At 72.9% G+C, this 23428-nt stretch carries 10 protein-coding genes; 3 read left to right on the top strand and 7 right to left on the bottom strand.

Annotation, left to right across the window (positions count from 1 at the left end; translation table 11 throughout):
- The first annotated feature begins 1 nt into the window (after position 1).
- The 3 genes from AB0H64_RS40665 to AB0H64_RS40655 are packed head-to-tail and all read left to right on the top strand — an operon-like array spanning position 2 to position 13187.
- Entirely contained in the window at positions 2-1594 is a 1593-nt protein-coding gene (locus tag AB0H64_RS40665; protein WP_357636060.1) for a condensation domain-containing protein, read from the top strand.
- Entirely contained in the window at positions 1591-7800 is a 6210-nt protein-coding gene (locus AB0H64_RS40660; protein WP_357636057.1) for an amino acid adenylation domain-containing protein, read from the top strand. Before AB0H64_RS40665 ends, AB0H64_RS40660 begins: the two co-directional genes overlap by 4 nt.
- Positions 7797-13187 (top strand): amino acid adenylation domain-containing protein, encoded by a 5391-nt coding sequence (locus AB0H64_RS40655; RefSeq protein WP_357636055.1) that lies wholly within the window; start codon positions 7797-7799, stop codon positions 13185-13187. The genes AB0H64_RS40660 and AB0H64_RS40655 overlap by 4 nt, the downstream gene beginning before the upstream one ends.
- Here AB0H64_RS40655 and AB0H64_RS40650 read toward each other — a convergent pair.
- The 7 genes from AB0H64_RS40650 to AB0H64_RS40620 form a co-directional block, all read right to left on the bottom strand.
- Positions 13161-14234: a 2-oxo acid dehydrogenase subunit E2 gene (locus tag AB0H64_RS40650; RefSeq protein WP_357636052.1), complete on the bottom strand. Its 1074-nt coding sequence runs from the start codon at positions 14232-14234 to the stop codon at positions 13161-13163. The two genes, AB0H64_RS40655 and AB0H64_RS40650, sit on opposite strands and share 27 nt — an antisense overlap.
- Entirely contained in the window at positions 14227-15207 is a 981-nt protein-coding gene (locus tag AB0H64_RS40645) for a transketolase C-terminal domain-containing protein (protein WP_357636049.1), read from the bottom strand. Before AB0H64_RS40645 ends, AB0H64_RS40650 begins: the two co-directional genes overlap by 8 nt.
- Positions 15204-16082, bottom strand: a complete 879-nt coding sequence (locus AB0H64_RS40640; RefSeq protein WP_357636046.1) for a thiamine pyrophosphate-dependent dehydrogenase E1 component subunit alpha — start codon at positions 16080-16082, stop codon at positions 15204-15206. The genes AB0H64_RS40645 and AB0H64_RS40640 overlap by 4 nt, the downstream gene beginning before the upstream one ends.
- 213 nt (positions 16083-16295) lie before the next feature.
- Positions 16296-19649: a beta-N-acetylglucosaminidase domain-containing protein gene (locus AB0H64_RS40635; RefSeq protein WP_357636043.1), complete on the bottom strand. Its 3354-nt coding sequence runs from the start codon at positions 19647-19649 to the stop codon at positions 16296-16298.
- Between the two features lie 64 nt (positions 19650-19713).
- Positions 19714-21177, bottom strand: a complete 1464-nt coding sequence (locus AB0H64_RS40630) for a nitrilase-related carbon-nitrogen hydrolase (protein ID WP_357636041.1) — start codon at positions 21175-21177, stop codon at positions 19714-19716.
- 35 nt (positions 21178-21212) lie between these two features.
- The gene (locus tag AB0H64_RS40625) at positions 21213-21899 is read right to left on the bottom strand and encodes a response regulator transcription factor (protein WP_357636039.1); all 687 of its coding nucleotides are present in this window, start codon (positions 21897-21899) and stop codon (positions 21213-21215) included.
- Between the two features lie 8 nt (positions 21900-21907).
- Entirely contained in the window at positions 21908-22963 is a 1056-nt protein-coding gene (locus tag AB0H64_RS40620; protein ID WP_357636037.1) for a histidine kinase, read from the bottom strand.
- Positions 22964-23428 lie beyond the last annotated feature (465 nt).

Below are 23428 nucleotides of genomic sequence, written 5' to 3'. Positions count from 1 at the left end.
CATGGTCCTGGCGTCGCAGGCGCAGCACGGCATGTGGATCACGGAGGTGATGCACGGCACCGGCACGGCGTACCACATGCCCTTCGCCCTGTGGTTCGACGGCCCGCTGGACCGGGAGGCGATGCTGGCGGCGTGCCGGGCGGTGGTCGCGCGGCACCCGGTGCTGAGCTGCGCCTTCGAGGAGCGTGACGGCTCGCTGCACCTGGTGCCCGCCGCCGGCGCCCCGCCGATCGCGTTCGTCGTGGAGCCGGACCCCCATCCCCTGATCGAGCGGGAGATCGCGCTGCCGTTCGAGCTGTCCGCCGGGCCGCTGGCCCGGTTCACGCTGGTGGAGATGTCGCCGTCCCGGCACCTGCTGCTGTTCGTGGGTCATCATCTCGTCTTCGACGGCATGTCGAAGGACCTGCTCGTACGGGATCTCGCCGCCGCCTACTCCGGAGCCCCCTTCCCGCCGCTGCCCATGCCGTACGGGACGGCGGAGAAGCCCTCGCCGGAGGCGCAGGCGTACTGGCGGGCGCGGTGGCGCGAGGTGCCGCACGTCGTGATCAACGGGGTGACCAGGACGCCGCGACTGGCCGGGCGCGGCGAGACCGTGCTGCGCGACCTGACTCACGACCTTCCCGACCTGCCCGGGTTGACCAGGTTCCAGGTGTTCCTCGCCGCCGTGCACGCCCTTCTCCACCGGTACGGCAACGCCGACACGTCCGTGGCCGTGTCCATGTCGACCAGGACCGCCGAGACCCGGGACCACATCGGCCTGTTCGCCACCGAGCTGCCGGTGTTCTCGTCGTTCCCGCCCGGAGGCTCCTTCCGGGAGCTGGCCCTGGGCATCAGGGACGAGCTGCGCGAGCTCAACGCCTTCCGCGAGGTGCCGGTGGCCAGGGCGGTGGGCGGCATCAAGCCGAGGGCGGCGCTCGCGCCGGTGTCCATCAGCTACCGGCGGCGCGCGCCCGACCAGGTCTTCCCCGGGCTGAGCCTGTCGGTGGAGTGGAAGATGTCCAACCACATGGTCAGGAACGCGCTCCATCTCCAGGCCGTCGACGGCGACGACGGCCTGCTCCTGACGCTGCACCACAGCCCGGACGTGATCTCCCGGCGGGACGTCGAGCTGGCCGCGGACCACCTGTCGGCGGTGCTGCGCGCGGTCTCCGCCGATCCGGAGGTGCGGCTCGCCGACCTGCCGCTCCCCGGCGCCCCCGTGACCGACCCGCCGGCGGCCTCCCCGGCCACGCCCGCCGCCGGGGCCGCGCACGCCGAAGCCGGCGCCGAGCTCGTGGAGGGGCAGCTCGTCGAGGGGGAGCTCGGCGAGAGGGAGCTCGGCGAGAGGGAGCTCGTCGAGGGGGAGCTCGTCGAGGGGGAGCTCGTCGAGGGGGAGCTGATCGAGCAGGTGCGGCTGATCTGGATGGAGGTCCTGCGGATGGACCACATCGCGCCGGACGAGGACCTCTACGACCTCGGCGGGCATTCCCTGACCATCACGCAGATCAGCGCGCGGATCAGGAAACGGCTCGGGGTGGAGGTGCCGTTCGACGTGTTCCTCGACGATCCGACGATCACCGGGGTGGCCGCGGCCATCGACGGGCTGCGGCCATGATCTCCCTGGGCCAGGAGCGGCTCTGGTTCCTCCAGCGGCTCGACCCGTCCGACGCGGCCTACCGGGTCGCGGTGGTGCGGCGGCTGCGGGGGACGCTCGACGTCGAGGCGCTGACGGGGGCGTTCGCGGATGTCGTGGAGCGGCACGAGTCGTTGCGCACGAGGTTCCCCGACCAGGACGGGCTGCCGGTCGCGGTGGTCGACCCGCCGGGGCCGGTCCCGGTGGAGCTCATGGCGTTCGAGCGGCCGGCCCCGGAAGGGCCCGTGCTTGATCAGCCCGTGCTTGATCAGCCCGTGCTCGACGAGGTCGCGCGGCTGCTCGGTGAGCGCGTCAACGCGCCCTTCGACCTGGCCTCCGCCCCACCCCTGCGGATCACGCTGGTCCGGCTGGCCGACGACGACCACGTGCTGTGCGTGGTGCTGCACCACATCATCGGCGACGGCTGGTCCCTGAACGTGCTGATGAACGATCTGGCCGCCTTCTACCTCGCCCGCACCGAAGGCGCACCGGTCTCCCTCCCCGGCCTGCCCGTCCGCTACGCCGAGTACGCCGACGCCCAGCGGCTCCACGACGCCGGCGCCGACATCGGCTACTGGACGGGCCGGCTCGCCGGGGCGACGCCGCTGGAGCTGCCCACGGACCGGCCGCGGCCCGCCCGGCGGAGCAGCGCGGGCGACGACGTGGGCTTCGACCTGCCGCCCGAGCTCGCCGGCGCGCTGTCGCGGCTGGCCAGGGCCGAGCGCTCGACGCTGTTCATGGTGCTGCTGGCCGCGTACCAGGTGCTGCTGGCCCGGCATGCCGGGCAGGACGACATCGTGGTCGGCTCGCCCACCGCCGGCCGCGATCGGCCGGAGCTGGAGCCGATGGTCGGGCTGTTCGCCTCCACGCTGGTGCTCCGGGGTGACCTCTCAGGCGATCCGTCGTTCACCGAGCTGCTGCGCCGTACCCGCCGTACCGTGCTGGAGGCGATGGCGCACCGCGAGGTGCCGATCGAGCGGGTGCTGTCCGCGCTCGACATCGAGCGCGACCTGTCGCGTACGCCGCTGTTCCAGGCGATGCTGGCGCTGCACAACTCCGCGGTCGGCTACGACGAGGCGGAGTCGTTCGCCGGGATGGAGAGCCTGCCGTTCCCGCACGGGGCGCCTCCGGCCATGGTGGACCTGCGGATGGATCTCTGGCCGTCGGGCGGGGGCTGGCACGGGGCGTTCTTCTACAGCACCGAGCTGTTCGACCGGGAGACGGTGACCCGGCTCGCGGCCCGCTTCCTGACCTTGCTGGCCTCGATCGCCGCCGCTCCCGAGGCCCGGCTCTCGGAGCTGGACCTGCTGCCCGCGGCTGAGCGCGCGCTGCTCGACCGGGCCTCGCACGGCCCGTCCCTCGAGCTGCCGGCCGCGACCGTGGCGGACCTGGTCATGCGGCAGGCCCGGCTGCGTCCGGACGCGACCGCCGTCTCGTACGGCGACCACCACGTCTCCTACGCCACGCTCGCCGCCCAGGCCCTGCGGGTCGCGGACGAGCTGCGGGCCCGGGGCGCGGGGCCCGGAGCCGTGGTGGCCGTCCGCGTACGGCGGTCGGCGGAGCTGCCCGGGACGCTGCTCGGCGTGATGCTGACGGGAGCCGCCTACCTGCCGATCGACCCGGCGCTTCCGGCGAGCCGGGTGGACTATGTGCTGGCGGACTCGGGAGCCCGGCTCGTCCTGGACGACGACGTCCCACCCCAGGCCGCCTCCCCCGGGCCCGCTTCCCCTGGACCCACCACCGGCGGGTCGGCCGCCTATGTGCTCTACACCTCCGGTTCGACCGGCCGCCCCAAAGGGGTGGCCGTGCCCCACTCGGCGCTGGTGAACCTGCTGGCCGGGATGGAGCACCTGCTCGGGGCCGGACCGGCGGACGTGTGGCTGGGCAGCACCTCCCTCTCCTTCGACATCGCGGGGCTGGAGCTCTATCTGCCGCTGGTGACCGGCGGGCGGCTGGTGCTGGCCGGTGACGAGACCGTGCGCGACGGCGCCGCGCTGGCCGGGCTGATCACCGCGTCGGGCGTCACGCATGTGCAGGCCACCCCGTCGGGCTGGAACATGCTGCTGTCCGCCGGACTCGACGCCTCCGGGCTGGTGGCGCTGGCGGGTGGCGAGGCGCTGCCGCTCGCGCTGGCCAGGCGGCTGCGGCGGAGGGTGGCCCGGCTGTTCAACATGTACGGCCCGACGGAGACCACGATCTGGTCCACCGCCTGGGAGGTCCCCGCCGAGCCCGGCCGGGTGAGCATCGGACGGCCGATCGCCAACACCCACGTCCACGTGCTCGACGGCGCCGGCGCGCCGGCGCCGATCGGCGTGCCCGGCGAGCTGGCGATCGGCGGGGCCGGGCTCGCGCTCGGCTACCTGGGCAGGCCGGAGCTGACCACCGAGCGCTTCGCGGACGGGCTCTACCGGACCGGCGACCGGGTCAGGTGGCTCGGCGACGGCGACCTGGAGTTCCTCGGCCGCGACGACGGCCAGGTGAAGCTGCGCGGACACCGGATCGAGCTGGGCGAGGTCGAGACCGCCCTGGAGTCGCATCCGGACGTGCGGCAGGCGGCCGTCGTCGTCCGCGAGGACGAACTGGTCGCCTACGTGGTGACCACGCCTGCCGCCCGGACCGCCGCTCCCCCGGGCCACCCCGCCGGCCTGCTCGAACACGCGGCCGGATGGCTGCCCTCCTTCATGGTGCCCCGAGCCGTGGTGGTGCTCGACGCACTGCCGATGACGCCCAACGGCAAGGTCGACCGGCGGTCGCTGCCCGAGCCGCAGGGGCCGGTCGCGGGCAGGGGAGGCAGGCCGCGCACCGTCCGCGAGCGGCAGGTGGCCAAGATCTTCGGCGACGTGCTCAGGATCGGCGACATCGGCGCGGACGACGACTTCTTCGCCCTCGGCGGGCACTCGCTGCTGGCCACCCAGGTCATCGCCAGGCTGGAGGCCGCGGGGACGACGGTGCCGCTGCGGACGTTGTTCGGGCATCCGACCGTGGCGGGGTTCGCGGCGACGCTGGAGGGCCTGCCCGCCGAACCCGGCCGCCCCCCGGCCCCGCGCCCGCCCGGCACGCTGCCCCCGCTCTCGGCCGCCCAGGAACGGCTGTGGTTCCTGCACCGGCTCGATCCGGGCGACGCCTCGTACAACATGTACGTCGTGCGCAGGCTCCGCGGCCCGCTCGACCCCGAGGCACTGCGGCGGGCGCTGACCGCGCTGCTCGCCAGGCACGAGTCGCTGCGCACCCGCTTTCCCGAGGTGGACGGGCGGCCGGTCGCCGTCGTCGAGCGCGCCGCGCCCGCGGATGTCGAACGGCTAGACGCGCGTGACGAGGCGGAGGCCCGCGCGTGGGTCGCCGCCCGCACCAACGCCCCCATGGACCTCGGTACGGCGCCGCCGCTGCGGATCACGCTGATCCGGCTGAGCGACGACGATCACGTGCTGTGCGTGGTGCTCCACCACATCATCGCCGACGGCTGGTCGATCACCGTCCTGCTGAACGACCTGGCCGTCCTGTACGCCGAAGCCCGGTCGGGCGGGACCGGGGGCCTGGCGCCGCTGACCGTCCAGCACGGGGACGTCGCGCGGTGGCAGCGGGAGCAGGACGGGACCGCGGCGCTGGAGTACTGGCGGGAAGGGCTCGCCGACCCGCCCACGCTGGCGCTGCACACCGACCGTCCGCACACGCCGGGTCCCGCGCGCGGTGACTTCCACCTGCTGGACATCCCCGGCGATCTGGCCAAGGCGCTGGAGGCGACGGCGCGGCGGCAGCGCAGCACGCTGTTCATGGTGCTGCTGGCGGCGTACCAGGTGCTGCTGGCGCGGCACACCGGTCAGACGGACGTCCTGGTGGGCTCGCCCACCGCCGGGCGGGACCGGGTGGAGCTGGAGCCGATCGTCGGCTATCTCAGCACCACCCTGGTGCTGCGCGGTGACCTGTCGGGCGATCCCACGCTGGACGAGCTGCTGGCCAGGACGCGAAGGACGGTGCTGGACGCGATGGCGCACCAGGACGTGCCGTTCGAGCGGCTGCTGGCGGACCTGGACATCGAGCGGGACATCACCAGGAAGCCGATGTTCCAGACCATGCTGACGCTGAACAGCCAGACGGCGGACGGTGAGCAGGATCGGCTCGGCGACGAGCTGGAGATGGCGTACTTCGACGACGGTTACCGTCAGGCCAAGTTCGATCTGGTGGTGGAGGCCTGGCGGGCGCCGGGGCGGCTGCGGGTGGCGTTCGGGTACGACGCGGGGCTGTTCGACCCGGAGACGGTGGCGGGGCTGGCCGACCGGTTCGCGGTGCTGTTACGCGGCATCGCCGACCCGGACCACCGTCATGCCCGCCTGTCGAGCCTGCCGATGCTCACCGCCGCCGACTCGGAGCTGATCGCCTCGGCGGGCGGCGACGGGAGCCCCGTGGTGGGCGTGGACGTGCCGGGCGTCGACGTGCGGGAGATGATCGCGGAAGCGTTCGCCGTCCACTCCCACGAGCCGGCCGTCGTCTGCGGGGCCGAGAGCGTGACCTACGGCGAGCTGGCCGAGCGGGTGTCCCGGCTGGCCGTCGAGCTGACGGGGCACGGCGCGGGGCCCGGTGACGTGGTCGGCCTCCGTCTCGGCCGGTCGGTCGACGCCGTGGTGGCGATGCTGGCCGTCTGGCGCGCCGGAGCCGCCTACCTGCCCCTCGACCCCGCCGATCCGGTCGCACGCCACCAGCACATGATCGCCACGAGCGGCGCCCGCCTGACCGTCTCCGACGGCCTGCGCGTCTCAGGCGGCCTGTCCGCCTCCGGCACGGACCGGCGTCCCCCCGGTCAGCTCGTCCCCGACGGTCGCCCCGGCGGCCAGGAGCCCGGCCTCGCGTACGTCATCTTCACCTCCGGCTCCACCGGCACCCCCAAGGGGGTGGCGGTCGAGCACGCCGGCCTGGCCGCCCGGGTCCGGTGGATGCGCCGCGAGTACGGCCTGCGGCCCGGTGACCAGGTGGTCCAGCTGGCCTCCCTGAGCTTCGACACCCACGCCGAGGAGCTCTACCCCGCTCTGAGCACCGGCGCCACGGTCGTGCTCGTCCCCGACGGCGGCGCCACCCTCCCCGACCTGCTCGCCGCACGCCCGGGCATCACTGTGCTCGACCTCCCGACGGCGTACTTCCACCAGCTCGTGGACCTGATCGACGAGATCGCCTGGCCGGCCGCCCTGCGCCTGGTCGTCATCGGCGGCGAGCAGGTGAGCGCCACCGCGCTGGCCCGTTGGCGCGGACGGTTCGGCGACCGGGTGCGGCTGGTCAACACGTACGGCCCCACCGAGACCACGATCGTCGCGACCGCCGCCGACCTGGCGGGCGGGCGCCAGGAAGGCGACGGCCCGCACCCGCCGATCGGCCGCCCGATCGAGGCCACCACCATCCGGGTCCTCGACGCCCACGGCGCGCCCACCCCGCCCGGCGCCCCCGGCGAGCTGTACATCGGCGGCGCGGGCGTCGCCCGCGGCTATCTCGGCCTGCCGGAGCTGACGGCCCGGCGCTTCGTCCGGCTCCCCGACGGGGGCCGGTACTTCCGCACCGGTGACCGGGTCCGGCTGCGCCCCGACGGCCTGCTGGAGTTCCTCGGACGCATGGACGAGCAGGTCAAGGTGCGGGGCTTCCGCATCGAGCCGGGCGAGGTCGAGCACTGCCTGCTCACGCATCCGGACGTGCGGCAGGTCGCGGTGGCCGCCAGGGACGGCGAGCTCGTCGCCTATGTGGTGGGCGAGGCGGCCGAACTGGACCGGCACGTGGCCGGGCGGCTTCCGCCGTACATGGTCCCCACCCGCTGGGTCGTCCTCGACGCGCTGCCGCTCACCGCGAACGGCAAGCTCGACCGCGGCGCGCTGCCCGAGCCGGGCCGCGCCGCGGGCCAGGAGGAGGCCACGCCGCCGCGGTCGGACGCGGAGGAGCTGGTCGCCGACGTCTGGGCGGAGGTGCTCGGCGCGGACAAGATCGGCGCGTTCGACGACTTCTTCGCGCTCGGCGGGCACTCGCTGCTCGCCATCAGAGTGGCCGCCCGGCTCCGGGCGATCGCGGGGGTGGACCTGCCGATCCGTACGCTGTTCGCCCGCCGGACCGTCGCCGACCTGGCGCGCGCCGTCGAGGAGGCGTTGCTGGCGGAGGTGGCCGGGCTGTCCGACGAACAGGCGCTGAGCATGCTGGACCCGGAGGACACGGCGTGAGCGAGCTGACCGAGGCCCAGCGGGCGCTGGTGACCCAGCGGTTGCGGCGGCGCAGAAGCGTCGCGACGATCCCGGCGCTGCCGGAGGGGCAGGCGCCGCCGCTGTCCTACGCGCAGGAGCGGCTGTGGTTCATGGAACAGTACGCGCCGGGCAACCCCGCGCACACGATCCCGTTCGTCCGGCGGCTGCGCGGCCCGCTCTCCGCGGACCTGCTCGGCGATGCGCTGAACCGGGTCGTCGCACGCCACCAGCCGCTGAGGACCCGCTTCCCGGTCGGTGACGACGGGCAGCCCACGGTGACGGTCCCGGCCGCCGTCACGGTGCCGTTCACCGTCGCCGACCTCGCCTCCTCCACCGTTGTCTCCACCACCGGGGGCTCCACCGACGAGGCGCGGGCTCTGGTCGACCGCTTCCTCGCCGAGCCGTTCGACCTGGTGACCGGGCCGGTGATCAGAGCCCTGCTGGTACGGCTGGCGGCCGACGACCACGTGCTGGCCATCGCCGTCCACCACATCGCAGCCGACGGCTGGTCCGCGAACGTCCTGCTCCGCGAGCTCCTGACCTGCTACGGCGGGGACCCGCTGCCCGACCTGCCCGTCACCTACGGGGACTTCGCCGCCTGGCAGCGCGAGCGGCCCGGCGGCGCGGACGACGTGGCCTACTGGCGCGAGCGGCTGGCCGGCCTGCCGCCGCTGGAGCTGCCCACGGACTTCCCCCGGCCGCCCGAGCTGACCTACCTCGGCGCGGCACACCCCTTCCAGGTGGACCCCGCCCTGATGACGCGGCTGGAGCGGCTCGGGCGGGAGCACGGCGCCACGCCGTACATGGTGCTGCTGGCGGCCTTCGCGGCGCTGCTCGGCCGCTACGCCGGGCAGGAGGACGTGGCGGTGGGCTCCCCGGTGGCCGGGCGGTCGCTGCCGGAGCTGGACGGGCTCGTCGGCTGCTTCATCAACATGCTGGCCATGCGCGTGGACCTGTCGGGCGACCCGTCGTTCCTGGAGCTGGTGCACCGGGTGCGGGACATGTCCATGGACGCCTACGCGCATCAGGAGCTGCCGTTCGAGCGGCTGGTGTCGGAGCTGAACGTGCCGCGCGAGGTGTCGCGGTCGCCGCTGTTCCAGGTCCTGTTCGCGATGCAGAACTACGGCGGCGAGCCGTCGTCCGCCGGCGGGCCGGAGGTCGAGGGGTTCTCGCCGGGAGTGTGGGCCACGCGGTTCGATCTGGAGCTGTACACCGGTGGCGATGGTTCGTTCCTGTTCGTCTACAACGTCGCGCTGTTCTCGGCCGAGCGGATCGCGCGCATGGCCGGGCATCTCGCCGCCATGCTCGACGGGATCGCGGCCGACCCGTCGGCCCCCGTCTCCACGATCGAGCTGCTCACGGCTCCGGAACGGGCGGAACGGGAGCGGTGGAACGACACCGGGCTCGATCTCGGCCCGGCCGGCCTGCTGCACCGCCCGTTCGAGGAGCGGGTGCCGGACGCGCCCGACGCCGTCGCGGTGGACCACCCGGGCGGCGCGATCACGTACGCGGAGCTGGACCGGCGGGCCGCGCTGCTGGCCGCCGAGCTGACGTCGGCGGGCGTGCGGCGCGGGGAGCTGGTGGCGGTCGTGATGGAGCGGGGGTGGGAGCAGGTCGTCGCGGTGCTGGCCATCGGCCGGGCCGGAGCGGCGTACCTGCCGATCGACGCGGACCTGCCGGACCGGCGGCGCTTCGAGCTGATGGCGCGCGGCGGGTGCCGCGTCGCGGTGACCCAGCCGCGGCTGGAGCTGACCTGGCCCGCCGACGTGACCCGGGTGACGGTGACCCGCCCCACCGCCTCCCAGGCCGCGGTGGGCGGCGCGCCCCCCGAGAGCCCGGCGTCCCCCGGCGACCTCGCCTACGTAATCTTCACGTCGGGTTCGACCGGCGCGCCGAAAGGCGTGATGATCGAGCACCGGGCCGCACTCAACACCGTGCGCGACATCAACCACCGGTTCCGCGTCGGCCCCGCCGACCGGGTCCTCGCCCTGTCGGCCCTGAGCTTCGACCTCTCCGTGTACGACGTCCACGGCGCCCTGGCCGCCGGGGCGACCCTAGTCATGGGCGAGCCGTCGGCCGACAAGGACCCCGCCGCCTGGGCCCGCCTGGTCAGCGAGCACCGCGTCACCGTGTGGAACTCGGTTCCCGCCCTCATGGAGCTCCTGGTCGACCACGCCGAGCACGAAGGCACCGACCTGAGCTCGCTGCGCCTGGTGATGCTGTCCGGCGACTGGATCCCGCTGACCCTCCCCGGCCGCCTCCGTGCCCTGGCCCCGAAGGCCGAGATCGTCAGCCTGGGCGGCGCCACCGAAGGCTCGATCTGGTCCATCTTCCACCCGATCGGCGAGGTGGACCCGGGATGGTCGTCGATCCCCTACGGCCGTCCGCTGGCCAACCAGTCCTTCCACATCCTGGACCGCGGCCTGTGCGACGTGCCCGTGGGCGTGCCCGGCGACCTCTACATCGGCGGAGCGGGCGTGGCCACCGGCTACTGGCGCGACCCGGACCGGACCGCCGCCGCCTTCGTCCCCCACCCGCGTACCGGCGAGCGCCTCTACCGGACGGGCGACCTGGGCCGCTACGCCCCGGACGGCACGATCGAGTTCCTCGGCCGCGCCGACGCGCAGGTGAAGATCCGCGGCTACCGCGTCGAACCGGGCGAGATCGAGACCCATCTCGCCCGCCATCCGGACGTGGCCGAGTGCGTGGTCACCACCCACGGCTCGGGCACCCGGGCCGAGCTGGTGGCGTACGTGGTGGGCGAGTCCCTGGACCCGGTACGCCTCCGCGGCCACCTCGCCGAGACCCTGCCCGCGTACATGATCCCCACCCGCTTCATCCCCCTCCCCCACTTACCCTTGACGGCCAACGGCAAGGTGGACCGTCGCCGCCTCCCCGCCCCGGCGTCGGCGGCGGGCGTGGGAGCGGGCGAGCGCGTCCCGCCGGGCACGGAGGCCGAGCACCTGGTCGCGTCGGTCTGGGCCGAGGTGCTGGACTCCGACGCGGCCTTCGGGATCGATGACGACTTCTTCGACGTCGGCGGACACTCCCTGCTGGCGATCAAGGTGGTGGCCAGGTTGCGCAGGGTGTCGCCGCCCGGCGCGGCGCCCATCGCCGTGGTGGACCTGTTCAAGCATCCGACCATCCGCGGGCTGGCCGCGCTGGTCGACGGAACCGCCACCGCGTCGCGCGGGCTCCTGCACGAGCTGACGCCTCGCCGTCCCTCTCCTCCCGAGCTCACGTACGTGTGCGTGCCGTACGGCGGAGGCGCGGCGGTGGTCTATCAGCCGCTGGCGGACGCCCTGCCGGAGACGCACGCCCTGTGGTCGCTGGCCATCCCCGGGCACGATGTCGGCCTGGACGAGGAGCGGCTGCCGCTGGAGGAGGTGGCGGGCAGGTGCGTGAGCGAGATCCAGGAGAAGGTCCGCGGGCCCGTCGCGTTGTACGGGCACTGCGGCGTGGGGTCGGCCCTGATCGTCGAGATCGCGCGCCGGCTGGAGGCTGCGGGACGCGAGCTCGAAGCGGTCTACATCGGGGCGATCTTCCCGTTCGCCCGCCCGGGGAACGGGCCCATGGCGGCGCTGGCCAAGCTGGCCAGGCGTGAGTTCCTGCGCGGCGACCGCGGCTACGTCAACTGGCTGACGTCCATGGGTCTGGACATGGGCGACCTGGAGCCGGGACAGGCCCGGCACATCATCAGGAACATGCGGCGCGACAGCGAGGCCGCCGAGGAGTATTTCACCGGGCTGTTCGAGAGCTCGGTGGAGCGGTTGCGGGCGCCGATCATCAGCGTGGCGGGAGAGCACGACCCGGCGACCGAGTACTTCGAGGAGCGATACCGCGAGTGGCACTTCCTCACGCCCACGGCCGCCGTGGTGGAGCTGGACGAGGCGGGCCATTTTTTCCTGAAATATCGGGCGGCTGAGCTCGCCGAGATCGTCACCCGCACGCATCTCGCCCTGGAGGACCCCAGTCCTCCAGGCGGAGCCAGCTGGCGGCTGCGGGAGGTGTCGCGGGCCGGGGAGCGGGTCGCCCCGGCCGGGCCGCAGCCGAGCATGAAGCGGTTCACGGCCGTCGCCACCGGTCAGCTGGTGTCCCTCCTGGGGTCGGCGCTGACCGGGTTCGCCATCCCCATCTGGATCTATCTGACCACGGGCTCGCTGGCCCAGTTCGCCGTGCTCTCCGTGATCGGGCTGCTGCCGGGGATGGTCGTCGCCCCGCTGGCGGGCGCGATCGTCGACCGGGGGAACCGGCGGGCCGTCATGCTCGGCGGTGACGCCGCCGCCGTCGGCGCCCAGCTCGTCTTCGGGGCACTCCTCTGGACGGGCAACCTGCAGACCTGGCACGTCTACCCCCTCCTCGCGGTGCTGTCCGTGGCGCTCACCTTCCAGCGGCTGGCCTACACCTCGGCCGTGCCGCAACTCGTCCCCAAGCGTTACCTCGGGCACGCCAACGGCATCGTCCAGATGGCCGGCGGCATGACGCAGCTGCTCGTCCCCCTCGCGGCCGTCGGGCTGATGGCCGCGATCGGGCTGGAGGGCATACTCGTGCTCGACGTGGCCAGCTACGTGTTCGCGATCGTGGTGACGTCGCTGGTGCGCTTCCCCGCCGCGATGGCCTGGCGCCGGAAGGAGCCGGTGCTGGCCGAGATGGCGGCCGGGTTCCGCTACTCCTGGGGGAACCCGGGGTTCCGTCAGATGCTGGTCTACTTCGCCGTGCTCAACATCTTCCTGTCGCCCCTGTTCCTGCTGATCTCGCCGCTGGTGCTCTCCTTCGGCACGCTGACGGACGTGGGCCGGATCTCGTTCGTGTCCGGGCTGGGGGTCTTCGTCGCCGGCCTGACCATGACGGCCTGGGGCGGCCCGAGTCGGGGGCGGATGCGGGCGGTGCTGTGGTGCACGCTGGCGCTGGCGGTGTTCTGCCTGGTGACGGGGTTGCGGGCGGATCTGGTGACAATCGGGATCGGGGCGTTCGGGATGTCGCTCTGGGTGACGCTGCTGAACGGCATCTATGCCACGATCGTGCAGGTCAAGGTGCCGCAGCGGTTCCACGGGCGGGTGTTCGCGCTGAACACGCTGATCGCCTGGTCCACACTGCCGCTCGGCTTCGGACTCGTGGCGCCGTACGGCGCGGCGGTCTTCGACCCGCTGCTCGCCCCCGGCGGCGCGCTCGCCCCGACCGTCGGAGCGCTCATCGGGACCGGCGCCGGGCGGGGGGTGGGGTTGATGTACCTGCTGTTCGCCCTGGCGATCACCGTGGTGGCGGTGGTGGCGCTGCGGTCGAGGCTGCCGGGGCTGCTCGACAGGAGCGCCGACGCGACCCCGGACGACCTGGTCGGGCTACAGGCCCTGGGACGAACGCTCTAGGGTCTCCTTCAGCGCCTGAAGGAACAGGACGACCTCCCTGCCGTTGATCATCCTGTGGTCGTAGGCCAGGCCGATCGCCGCCACCGTCCGCTCGCCCTCGGGCTGTGGCGAGGTGAGGGCGACGGCGCAGGCCTGGCCGGGGAAGACGATCGGGACGGCCATGACGATGTCGGCGTCGTGATGGAGGGTGACGACGATGTTCCCGCCCGTGAGGTGCTCCTCGCTGAAGCCGCCGTGCTGGGCCAGCCTGCGGAACTCGGCCAGGCGCTCGGCGATGTCCGGCACGGACAGGCGATCGCGGATCACCGGCACGTAGAGACCGGTCCCCATGTCGATCGTCACCCCTACGCCCGGTCGATCGGGGATGCGGACGGTCCGGTCGTCGACGAGCTCGGCGAAGAACATCGGGAAGTCGGCGTGCAGCCGGGCGACGGCGGCGATGAGCAGGTCGGGGAGGCCGACCAGCCTGCGTAGACGCCTGGTCAGGGTCCGGGCCGTCGCCAGGGCGGGAGTTACGTCCACCTTTATCGCGGTGTATCCGGCGGGGATGGTCTGGTGCGACCGGGTCACGGTCCGGCCGACCGCGCGTTGATGGTTGGACAGCGCACGGGTCTGCCCGCCGCCGCTGGAGATCTCGGCGGCGAGCCGTTCCACGTCGGTTCGCCGTACCACCTTGACGTCCAGCCCTGCCACCAGCGCGGGGTCGAGGCCGAGCTCGTCCAGCAACGCGCGCGCGGGGGCCGTGATGATCGGCCCGTTCACGGTGGGCTGGGGCTCCGGCTCCGGCTCGCTGTCAGGCTTCGGCCGGGCGGCGGGCGCCGGGCCGACCCGGGCGATCAGCTGGCCGGGGGCGCACGTCGCACCCGCCCGCACCAGCTGGGTGAGCACCCCGTCCTGCTCGCTGACCAGCTCGTCCACCGTCTTCGACGTCTCCAGCGTCACCAGCGGGTCATCCCGCCGCACCGGCGCGCCGTCCTCGGCCAGCCACTCCAGCAGCGTGTACTCCGAGTCGTTGTTGTTCAGCTTCGGGACCCGGATCTCACCCATCGAGCGCCTCCAGTACGGCCCGGCAGATCGTGCTGTCCTGCAGCACCACGTCGCGCTCCAGGTGAACGGCCGTGGGGATCACGCTGTCGGCCGAGCTGACCAGGCGGATCGGCCGCCGGAGCGAGTCCCACAGCCGGGTGTGCAGGTCGGCGGCGAGGTGGGCGCCCCAGGTGCCGCCCGCGCTGCCGTCCTCCGCCACGCAGATCAGTCCCGCCCGACCGAGCAGCGGCAGCAGCGCGGCGGGGTCGAACGGGTACAGCCGCGACGGGACCAGCACCGCCCCGGCGAGGTCGTGGGAGAGCAGCAGCGTCCGCATGGCGGCGATGGCCCGGTGCGCCACACCACCGGGAGCGATCACCGCGTAGTCGAGGTCGCCGTCGAACCGCACCACGGCGACGTCCTGCACGAGGTCCCAGGTGAACAGCTCGTCCACCTCGTACATCCGCCGGGTGTAGAGGACCTTGTCCTCGAAGAGCAGGCAGGGCTCCTCCAGCGCGAGCATGCGGTCGAGCACGGCGCGGTTGTCGTGGAACGGCGACATCTCGAAGAGGGAGAGGCCGGGCACGCCGATGAAGTGCTTCTGCAGGTTCTGGCTGTGGGTGGGGCCGTAGCCGCGATTGCCCCCCGAGGGGCAGCGGATGATCAGCGGCATGGGGACCCGCCGGCCGTACATGGAGACGGACTTGCCGGCGAAGTTCACGATCTGGTCGAAGGCGAGCGCGGCGAAGTCACCGAACATGATCTCGACGATGGCCTTCTCCCCCGCCAGCGCCAGACCGGAGGCGGCGCCGACGATCGCGCCCTCGCTGAGCGGCGTCGTCAGGACCCGGTCGGGGAAGCGGGTGGACAGGCCGCGGGTGATCTTGAAGGCGCCGCCGTAGGGGTCCAGGAGGTCCTCGCCGAGCACGTACACGCCGGGGTCGTCGCCGAGCAGGCCGTGCAGGGCCTGGTTGAGGTTCTCGCCCACCCTCACGCGGCGGTCCAGGCGGCCGGGGGGCGGGCGGCCACCTCTTCGGCGATCGCGTCCATGCGGGAGCGGGCCGCCGCTTCGATCCGGGCCGACTGGCCGGGGTGCTCGGCCTGGTAGGAGGCGTACCAGTCGGGGCGATCGGCGTCCGGGGGGCGGGTGTCGTCACCTTTGCTGTGCGGGCCGAGGCGGTGCGTGGCGAACTCCACCACCAGCGGCGAGCCACCCCTGACGGTCTCCGCCAAGGGCGCCAGCCGCCGTCGTATGTCGGTGACATCCAGGCTCGACACCCGCGTGTGCCCGATCCCGAAGGCGGCGGCCCGCCCCGCGACGGTGCCCGCCATCTGGAGCTCGGTCGGCGTCGACTGGGCGATGCCGTTGTGCTCCACCACCACGAGCAGCGGCAGCCGCCAGAGCCCCGCCATGTTCAACGCCTCGTACACCGCCCCCTCGCCCCACGTCCCGTCACCGATGTACACGCAGGCGAGCGCGCCGGGCTCGTGCCGCTTCAGGTGCAGGGCGACCCCCGCGGCCACCGGCAGACTCTGCCCCTGCACCCCGGTCGACAGGTAGCGGTCGCGGCGCAGATGCTGGCTGCCCCCCACGCCGTCGCACACGGCGCCCTTGCGGCCCATGATCTCGGCGAGCAGCCCTTCGGGGTCATCGAACCGGGCCAGGTAGTGGCCATGACCGCGATGGTTGCTGAACACCCAGTCACCGTCGCTCAGCAGCGGGCGCAGGGAGACGGGAACGTACTCCTGCCCGAGGCAGGTGTGGGTGGTGCCGTTGAGCTCGCCCCGCTCGAAGAGCGCGAGCAGCTTCCGTTCGAAGGACCGGATCAGCAGCAGCAGCGCCAAGTCCTCATCAGCCAGCCTGTTCATAGGCCCCTCGAGTCCCGGGAGAACCTCCAGAAAGGCTATACAACACGACTTGTCACGTCTACGGCTGATCATCGGAACGACTGGCCATGCATCCGCCTCCGGCACCACCGTGTCGTCACGGGAGCGGTCTTTTCACGTGCCGTCCGGGGGCCGTTCCGATGGAGCCCCGTTCAGGGAACGGGGCTCCATCGGGCGAACGACCGGGTCGCCGGGTCAGGACGCGGGATACACCTCCAGCTCCCACAACGAGTAGCCGAAACTCGTGCTGCGCTTGACACCCTGCATGCGCAGGAACCGTGTCTGGTTCGGCTCGTCGATCCAGAGGTCGTCGACGCCGCCGTCACCGCTGGAGACCGTGGCCAGCGGCTGCCACGTGGTGCCGTCCGCCGAGCCCTCGATCCGGTATGCCGAACCGAACGCGGCCTCCCAGCGCAGCGTCACCTTGCCGACGTCGACGGGTTGGGCCGCCTCCACCGTCAGCCACTCGCCGTCGGTCCGCGCGGACGACCAGCGAGTGGCCCGGTCGCCGTCCACCGCGTTGGCGGCCGCGAAGGAAGTGCCGCCCTCGACCGTGGACGCGGTCACCGGACGTTTCAGGGCGACGTTGGTGTCGCCGACCGGCCGGTGCGCGGTGACCGTCACCTCCGCGGCGACCGGCTCTCCCCGGCCGGGGGCGAACTCGATCCGCAGGGTGCCCGACGCGGCCGGCGTGAACGCGACCGGCAGCGCCAGCACCCCTCCCCGGGGCACGGTCACCTGCCGCTCCCCGGGCAGCCGCCAGCCCTCCGGCCCGGTGATCCGGAGCGTTCCGGCGACATCGACGGCCTGCTGGGAGGTCAGGACGGCGCTGACCGTGGCCTCGACGCCCTTGGTGGCGTCCAGGGCCGCGGGATCCACGGTCAGGGCGGCCACAGGGCCGTCGGCGTACACCGGGACGATCTCGGCGATCCGCGGCGGCTCTCCGCCGGGCGCCCAGGCGAGCCGCACGGCGTCGATCTGCGCGTCCTGCGGATCGAGCTCCGTGTACGGCCCGGAGAGCCGGCCGATCGCCCGCCACTGGCCGCCGGCGCGTACCTGCACGTGGGCGGAGCCGGTGCCGACGACCAGCAGCCGGTCGAGGAGCCGCGGCCTGGACAGGGTGGCATCCAGCGCGTCGCCCCGGGCAGGCGCCGTGGCGGCCGTGTACGCGGTGCCGAGGTCGCCATCGGCCGCCAGGTCGAGCCCGGTGCCCGCCGGGGTGCCGGTGACGGTGATCGTGGTGAGCGAGTCCTCGCTCACCTGGACCGTGAACTCCCTGACCACGAGCCAGGTGCTGTTGGCGGCGGTGGCGCGATAGCGCACGTAGCGGGCGACGGTGCCGGCCGGAGCCGTGGCCCTGATCTCGGCGGTCGTGCCGGTGGCCAGCCGCGTCCAGGTGACGCCGTCGCGGGAGGTCTCCAGCGCGCCCGCGCGGATGTAGTCGTTCGGGCTGCCCGGCTTGCCCATGAGCAGCATGATGTCCCCGATCGTGCGCGGAGCGCCGAGGTCGACGGTGACGTGGTCGCCGGCGCCCGGTGAGCTGCTGCTCCAGAAGAACGTGGCCGGGTCGCCGTCGACCATCCGGTCAGGGGTGTTGGCCTGGTAGGTGCCGAGACTGGTGGTGGCACGCGGTCTGGTGGCGGTGACGCCCATCCAGCGGTCCAGCTCGGCGAGCGCGTCGGCGACGAACCGGTCGAGCACGCCGTCCCCGACGCGCGGAGCCGAGGTGTCGTGCGGGACGCGCGTGTCCCGGATGGCGCCGGCGGCGGCGACGAGCTCGCGCGCCCGGGCTGCGGCCTGCACGGCCGCCCTGCCGTCGTCGTCCCGTACGGCCCGCAGCACGTCGAGCGCCTTGACCATGGCCTTCGACCACAACCCGGCCGCCCGCAACCAGGACGCGGCCTCGGTGACGAAGGCGCGGTCGGGCAGCCTGTTGTCGATCAGTTCGGCGGCGGCGCCCAGGCGCTCGGCGTAACGGCGCAGCGTCGTCGGCCGCCCCTCGCGCCACGCGGGCCAGAACGCGGCCACCTCGGCGGCCAGCTGAGGCGACTGCCTGCGGTGCAGGCGGCCGTCGAAGGTGTTCAGATCGGCGAAGTCGCGGAGGGCGCGCACCAGGCTCTCGTCGCCGTCGGCCGCCTCGGTCAGTGCGCGCAGCCAGGACTCTTCGGCGTTGAACGCGGTGTCGTGCCAGCCGAAGTCGGCGAAGGAGTACAACGCGATCCGGCTGACGGCGGCCTGGTTCATCGGGTTGGAGATGACGCCGGCCAGGTGTTCCGACAGACCGGGCTCGCGGCCGTCGTAGGGAGCCAGCAGCAGCCGCCCGCCGGCGTAGTCGTTGACCGGGTAGTTGTCCCAGACCAGGATCTGGTGCCCGAAGACCTTCCGCGCCTGGGCCGCCTGCGCCTTGGTGATCTTCTCGGGTACGACGGCGGTGCCGGTCCAGTGGACGATGACGTCCTGGCTCATGACCTCCCTGATGGCCTTCTTGTAGGCCGTCTCGGTGGCGTTGTAGTACTCCGTCGGCACCATCTGCACGGGCGCGACGTCGCCCTTGGCCGCGGCCCACGCCTGCGCGGCGTTGACCAGCTCACTCTGTGCCCTGCCCGCCGCCGCTCCTCCGGGCGCGCCGTACTTCGCGCGGTCGCCGTCGCAGTTCCACCGCCCGGAGTCGATGTCGTCCAGGGCGATGGTGAACGAACGCCCGCCGAGCGCGTGGAGGGCGTCGAACTTGGCCAGCAGCGCCGCCAGGTCGCTCTGGGAGCTGTAGCAGACGGACAGTCCCGGGGAGACGGCGAAGGTGAAGTCGACGTGGCCTGCTCGTGCGCGCGTGATGAGCTCGCCGAGCTGGGCCAGCTTCTCCGGCGGGTACGGCTCGCGCCACCGCTCACGGTGATAGGGGTCGTCCTTGGGCGCGTACTCGTAGGTGTTCATCTTGTGCGCGGCGAGGTAGTCGAGATGCGCCAGGCGCTCCTCGTGGCTCCAGGGCGTGCCGTAGAAGCCCTCGACGGAGCCTCGGTAACGCATGCCGGGCCAGTCGCGCACCTCGACGCCGGGCACTCGGCCGTTGCGGTGATGACCACGGACCAGTTGCCGGAGGGTCAGCGCCGCGTAGTAGGTGCCGTCGGCGTCGACGCCGTCGAGCACGACATGCTTGCGGCCGTTCGCGTCGCGGCCGGCGGCCAGCACGTACCCTTCGGCGGGCAGCCCTGCGGCGTCCTCGACGCCCAGGCGGTCGAGGGCGGCGGCGCCGTCCCCGAGCCATACGGTGACGGGGATGCCGGGATCGGCGCCATCGGTGGCGCGCACCCGCTTGACGCCGGCCTCCGCCAGGGTGCGACGAACCACGGCTTCCGCGGACGGATCGCTCTGACCGGTACGGACCAGTCCGACCACCGGGGGCAAGGAGAAGCCGTCGTCGCGGCTCTCCATCTGCTGAGCCGGCGGGCTGATCGTGGCGGACGTCGCCTGTGCTGGTGAGCTGGTCAGGATGATGACGGGGAGCGAGAGCGTCGTCGCGATCGCGCCGGCTAACAGGCGGTTGAGGGCCACACGTCCTCCTGGACGAACCGGTGCCAAATCCAAATAGCGTGCCGAAACGCCCATATTGGATCAGTTAGCCGATCCGCTGGTCAATACCAGTCGCCACTTCGTGTGCGGACTGGTCCAGACCAGCACCGCGAAGGCGGGCCCCACGGTGGAGGAGCCGGCGTGAGGGCGGCAAGGGGCGAGCGCCACGACTGAGCCCGGCCAGTGCCAGGAGCAGCAGCCCGGCCGAGGCCCAGGCCGCCCAGTCGCCCAGCCGCCCGTAGAGGGTGGTCCGCGCGCGGTCGGGCAGTGTGGCGGTGACCGTGGTCATCTCCTTGGCGCTGCGTGCCTCGGCCAGGACCCGTCCTCGCGGGTCGCTGACGACCAGCAGTCCCCCGCGGGCGACCCGGGCGACCGACAGGCCGCTCTCGACGCCGCGGGTGATCGCCATCCGGCTGTGCAGCCAGGCGTCGTCGCCGAAGTCCCACGCGGGGGCGAGCAGGGCGGTGGCTCCCCTGCCGCGGTAGTCGCGGACCAGCTCGGGGAAGTCCAGGTCCTTGCAGATGATCAGGCCCCATGTGGAGCCGGGGAGGAAGGCCAGGCTCTCACCAGGAGTCAACTCCGACTCCAGGCCGGGAATCATGTGCTGCTTGTCGTACTCCACCGGGTAGGCCAGGGCCGCGTTGACCCGCACGTCGCCCTTGTCGAGGACGGCGCCGACGACGACGTCCGCACCGGACCCGCCCAGTGGCAGCGGAGAGTCGGTGCGGAAGGTCTTCTCCGGGAGGATCACGACGCGAGCGCCCCCGGCTGCGGCGGCTTCGACAGCAGAGGTGTACCTGCGCGAGAGCTCCCGTCCCTGCGGAGAGCTCAGCTCGACCGGGTCGAGCGGGTCGTCCGTGGAGACGAGCGCGACCTGCCGGCCGGAGCCGTCGACAGGGGCCATGGAACGCCAGGCTCCGTGGCCGAGCGCCAGGCCCAGGATCGCGCCCGCCGTGACGGCGACCCGCAGCCTGCCGGGCGCGCCGGGCGCGAGCATGGCGGCGATGGTGGCAGGCAGCAGCAGGAGCAGGAAGGTGATGCCCCAGACCCCGGTGAGGGCGGCGGTCTGCAGCACGGGCAGCAGGTCCGTCTGGGTGTAGGCGAGACTCCACCAGGCGCCGTGCGGCGCCGACAGCGAGATCGCGTACTCCAGCGCCACCCATGCCGCCGGGACGGCCAGCGTCGCGAGGACCGGGCGCCCTCTGGCCAGGAGGGCGCGGAAGAGCACGGTGATGAGGCCGAACGCGATCGACGTGCCGATGATGACGGATGCCGTCACGACCAAAGGAGTCTCGATGGTGTCGGAGTAGTAGGACCACATCTGCGTCTGACCGCCCAGCCAGGCCAGTGACGCGGAGGCGAAGGCCGTACCGGCGCCCACCCTGCTCGCCACGAGCAGGACCGGCAGGAACGCCACCCAGGTCAGCCAGGGCACCGGATGGAGCCCCGTCCCCAGATGCAGGAGGAGCGCTGACAGCGGAGCGGCGGCGACAGGAGCCAGTTTGTTCATGCCTCGATGATCTGGACAACGCCCCGGCGGGCGCGTCACTCGTGGGCGTGATCTCCTGAGTCACTCCCACCGGCGACGACGAGGCCGGACTCGTAGGCGAAGGCGACCGCCTGCACGCGGTCACGGAGGGCCAGCTTGGTCAGCATGCGGCTCACATGCGTCTTGACCGTGTGCTCCGTGACGACCAGCTCGGCGGCGATCTCGGCGTTGGACAGCCCGCGGGCCACCAGCCGCAGCGTCTCGCGTTCGCGGTGGGTCAGCTCGCCCAGCCTGGCCGCCAGGCGCGGCGCGACATCGTGACTGGGCCGTCTGACCAGGTCCTCCAGCAGTCGTCTGGTGGCGGCGGGCGACAGCAGCGAGTCGCCTGCCGCGATGGTGCGTACGGCTGCCGCCAGCTCGTCCCTGCGGATGTCCTTGAGCAGGAAGCCGCTGGCTCCGGCGCGCACGGCGTCGTAGACGTACTCGTCCAGGTCGAACATGGTCAGCACCAGGACCTTGGCCGTGGTGGCCGCGCAGATCAGCCGGGTGGCCTCGATGCCGTTCATGCCCGGCATGCGTACGTCCATCACCACCACGTCGGGCCGCAGTTCCACGGCGGCGGCCACCGCGGACTCGCCGTCGGCCGCCTCGCCGACGACCTCCATGTCCGGTTGCGAGCCGAGGATCAGGCCGAAGCCCGCCCGGAAGAGATCCTGGTCGTCGACGACGAGCACACGCAGCATGATCACCATCAAACAGGAAAGGCCGCCCTGACCACGAATCCGCCGTCGTCGCCTCTCCCCGCGTGCAGCGTGCCGCCGCACGCGGCGGCGCGTTCCCGCATCCCGGCCAGGCCGTATCCGCCGGAGTGCCCGTTCGGCCCGCCGCCCCCGTCGGCGACCTCGATGTCCAGCCGCTGCTCGCTCCACCGCACCCGCACATGGGCGGCGGGAGTTCCCGCGTGCTTGAGCACGTTGGTCAGGGCCTCCTGGACGATGCGGTAGGCGGCCGCCTCGACCCCACCGGTGACGCGTCGCGGATCGCCCTCGACGGTCAGCGTGGTCTCAAGACCGGTGCGCTCCAGCAGTCCCGGCAGGCCGTCGAGGCGGGGTTCCACGAGGTCGCCGTCCGCTGAGCGCAGCGCGGTCAGCAGCCCGCGCAGCTCGACGAGGGCCCCCCTGCCGGTCTCGGCGATCGCGTCGAAGGCCGCCTCGGCCCGCCCCGGATCCAGCGGCCCCGCCTCGGCCTGCACGACCATGAGCCCGACGGAGTGCGTCACGATGTCGTGGATGTCGCGGGCGATGCGGGTGCGCTCGCCGGCCACTGCCGCGATGTGCTCCTGCTCCAGCCTGCGGGCCCGTTCGGCCAGCTCGGCCATGCGGGAGTGGCGGGCGCGGGCGCTGGTGCCCAGCGCGTAGGCGGCCACGAACGCGGTCCCGATCAGCCGGATGGTCTCGTCGTCCTCGGCGGGCAGGGCCAGCGAGACCCCCACCGTGGCGGCGATGATCGGGATGGCGGCCATCCGCACCCGGAACGGGCTCAGCTCGGCGACGGTGTACACGGCCACGAGCGGCCCGAACGGCAGGAACGGCTTCTCCCACATGACCATGACGGTCATCGCCGCGCCCACCAGCAGCGCCGTGGCCATCGGCGCTCGGCGCCGCCACCACACCGGCGCCGAGGCCAGCAGGCCCAGCGCCACGATCCACCAGGCGCGCGCCTCGGGCACCAGGAGGGGGCCCACGGTGGCCACCGTCACCGCACCGGTGATCACGACTTCGGTCGCGCGCGACGACAGCAGCGGCATCCGCCCACTATCCCCGAATTCCGGGACGCCGGGCATCGCTCTCAGGAGTGATCGGGCGAATGAGCCCACCCTGGCGGGCCGGCTGATTCCCACACGATCGCTGCCTTACTCATGCTCTGCTCAAGCATCACCGGTGGCCTGGGGCCGGCCGGCCACACGCCCGTGGCCGGCGCGGCGGCCGCGACGGGTCCGAATCTGCGCGCCTGCTTCGACGGCAGGTGCGAACTCACCCTGGCCAGGCCCGTGTCGTCCCGGGTCAGCATCACCAGACTGTCCATCACCTTCACCGCGCAATCCGTGCGGGTGAAAGGCACGGGCCCAGGCGTGAGCTCACAGGCGACACCCGGCACCCGGAACCCGGGGATCGGTCAGTGACTCCTCCACCCCGTAAACGGGGTGGCTTCTCGCTACGCCGCGCGGGCGTCGCGGAGGACCAGCCCGGCCCTCTTGATGTTGCTCGCCGCG

Source organism: Nonomuraea sp. NPDC050733, assembly GCF_040654215.1.
Classification (GTDB): Bacteria; Actinomycetota; Actinomycetes; order Streptosporangiales; family Streptosporangiaceae; genus Nonomuraea.
This window is presented reverse-complemented; position numbering and strand designations above follow the sequence as displayed.

What these genes read in the sequence shown, in the direction of transcription:
- AB0H64_RS40665 (WP_357636060.1), top strand. Translation starts at nt 2, where the DNA reads ATGGTCCTGGCGTCGCAGGCGCAGCACGGCATGTGGATCACGGAGGTG.
- AB0H64_RS40660 (WP_357636057.1), top strand. Translation starts at nt 1,591, where the DNA reads ATGATCTCCCTGGGCCAGGAGCGGCTCTGGTTCCTCCAGCGGCTCGAC.
- AB0H64_RS40650 (WP_357636052.1), bottom strand. Translation starts at nt 14,234, where the DNA reads ATGGGTGAGATCCGGGTCCCGAAGCTGAACAACAACGACTCGGAGTAC.
- AB0H64_RS40640 (WP_357636046.1), bottom strand. Translation starts at nt 16,082, where the DNA reads ATGAACAGGCTGGCTGATGAGGACTTGGCGCTGCTGCTGCTGATCCGG.
- AB0H64_RS40630 (WP_357636041.1), bottom strand. Translation starts at nt 21,177, where the DNA reads ATGAACAAACTGGCTCCTGTCGCCGCCGCTCCGCTGTCAGCGCTCCTC.
- AB0H64_RS40625 (WP_357636039.1), bottom strand. Translation starts at nt 21,899, where the DNA reads ATGCTGCGTGTGCTCGTCGTCGACGACCAGGATCTCTTCCGGGCGGGC.
- AB0H64_RS40620 (WP_357636037.1), bottom strand. Translation starts at nt 22,963, where the DNA reads ATGCCGCTGCTGTCGTCGCGCGCGACCGAAGTCGTGATCACCGGTGCG.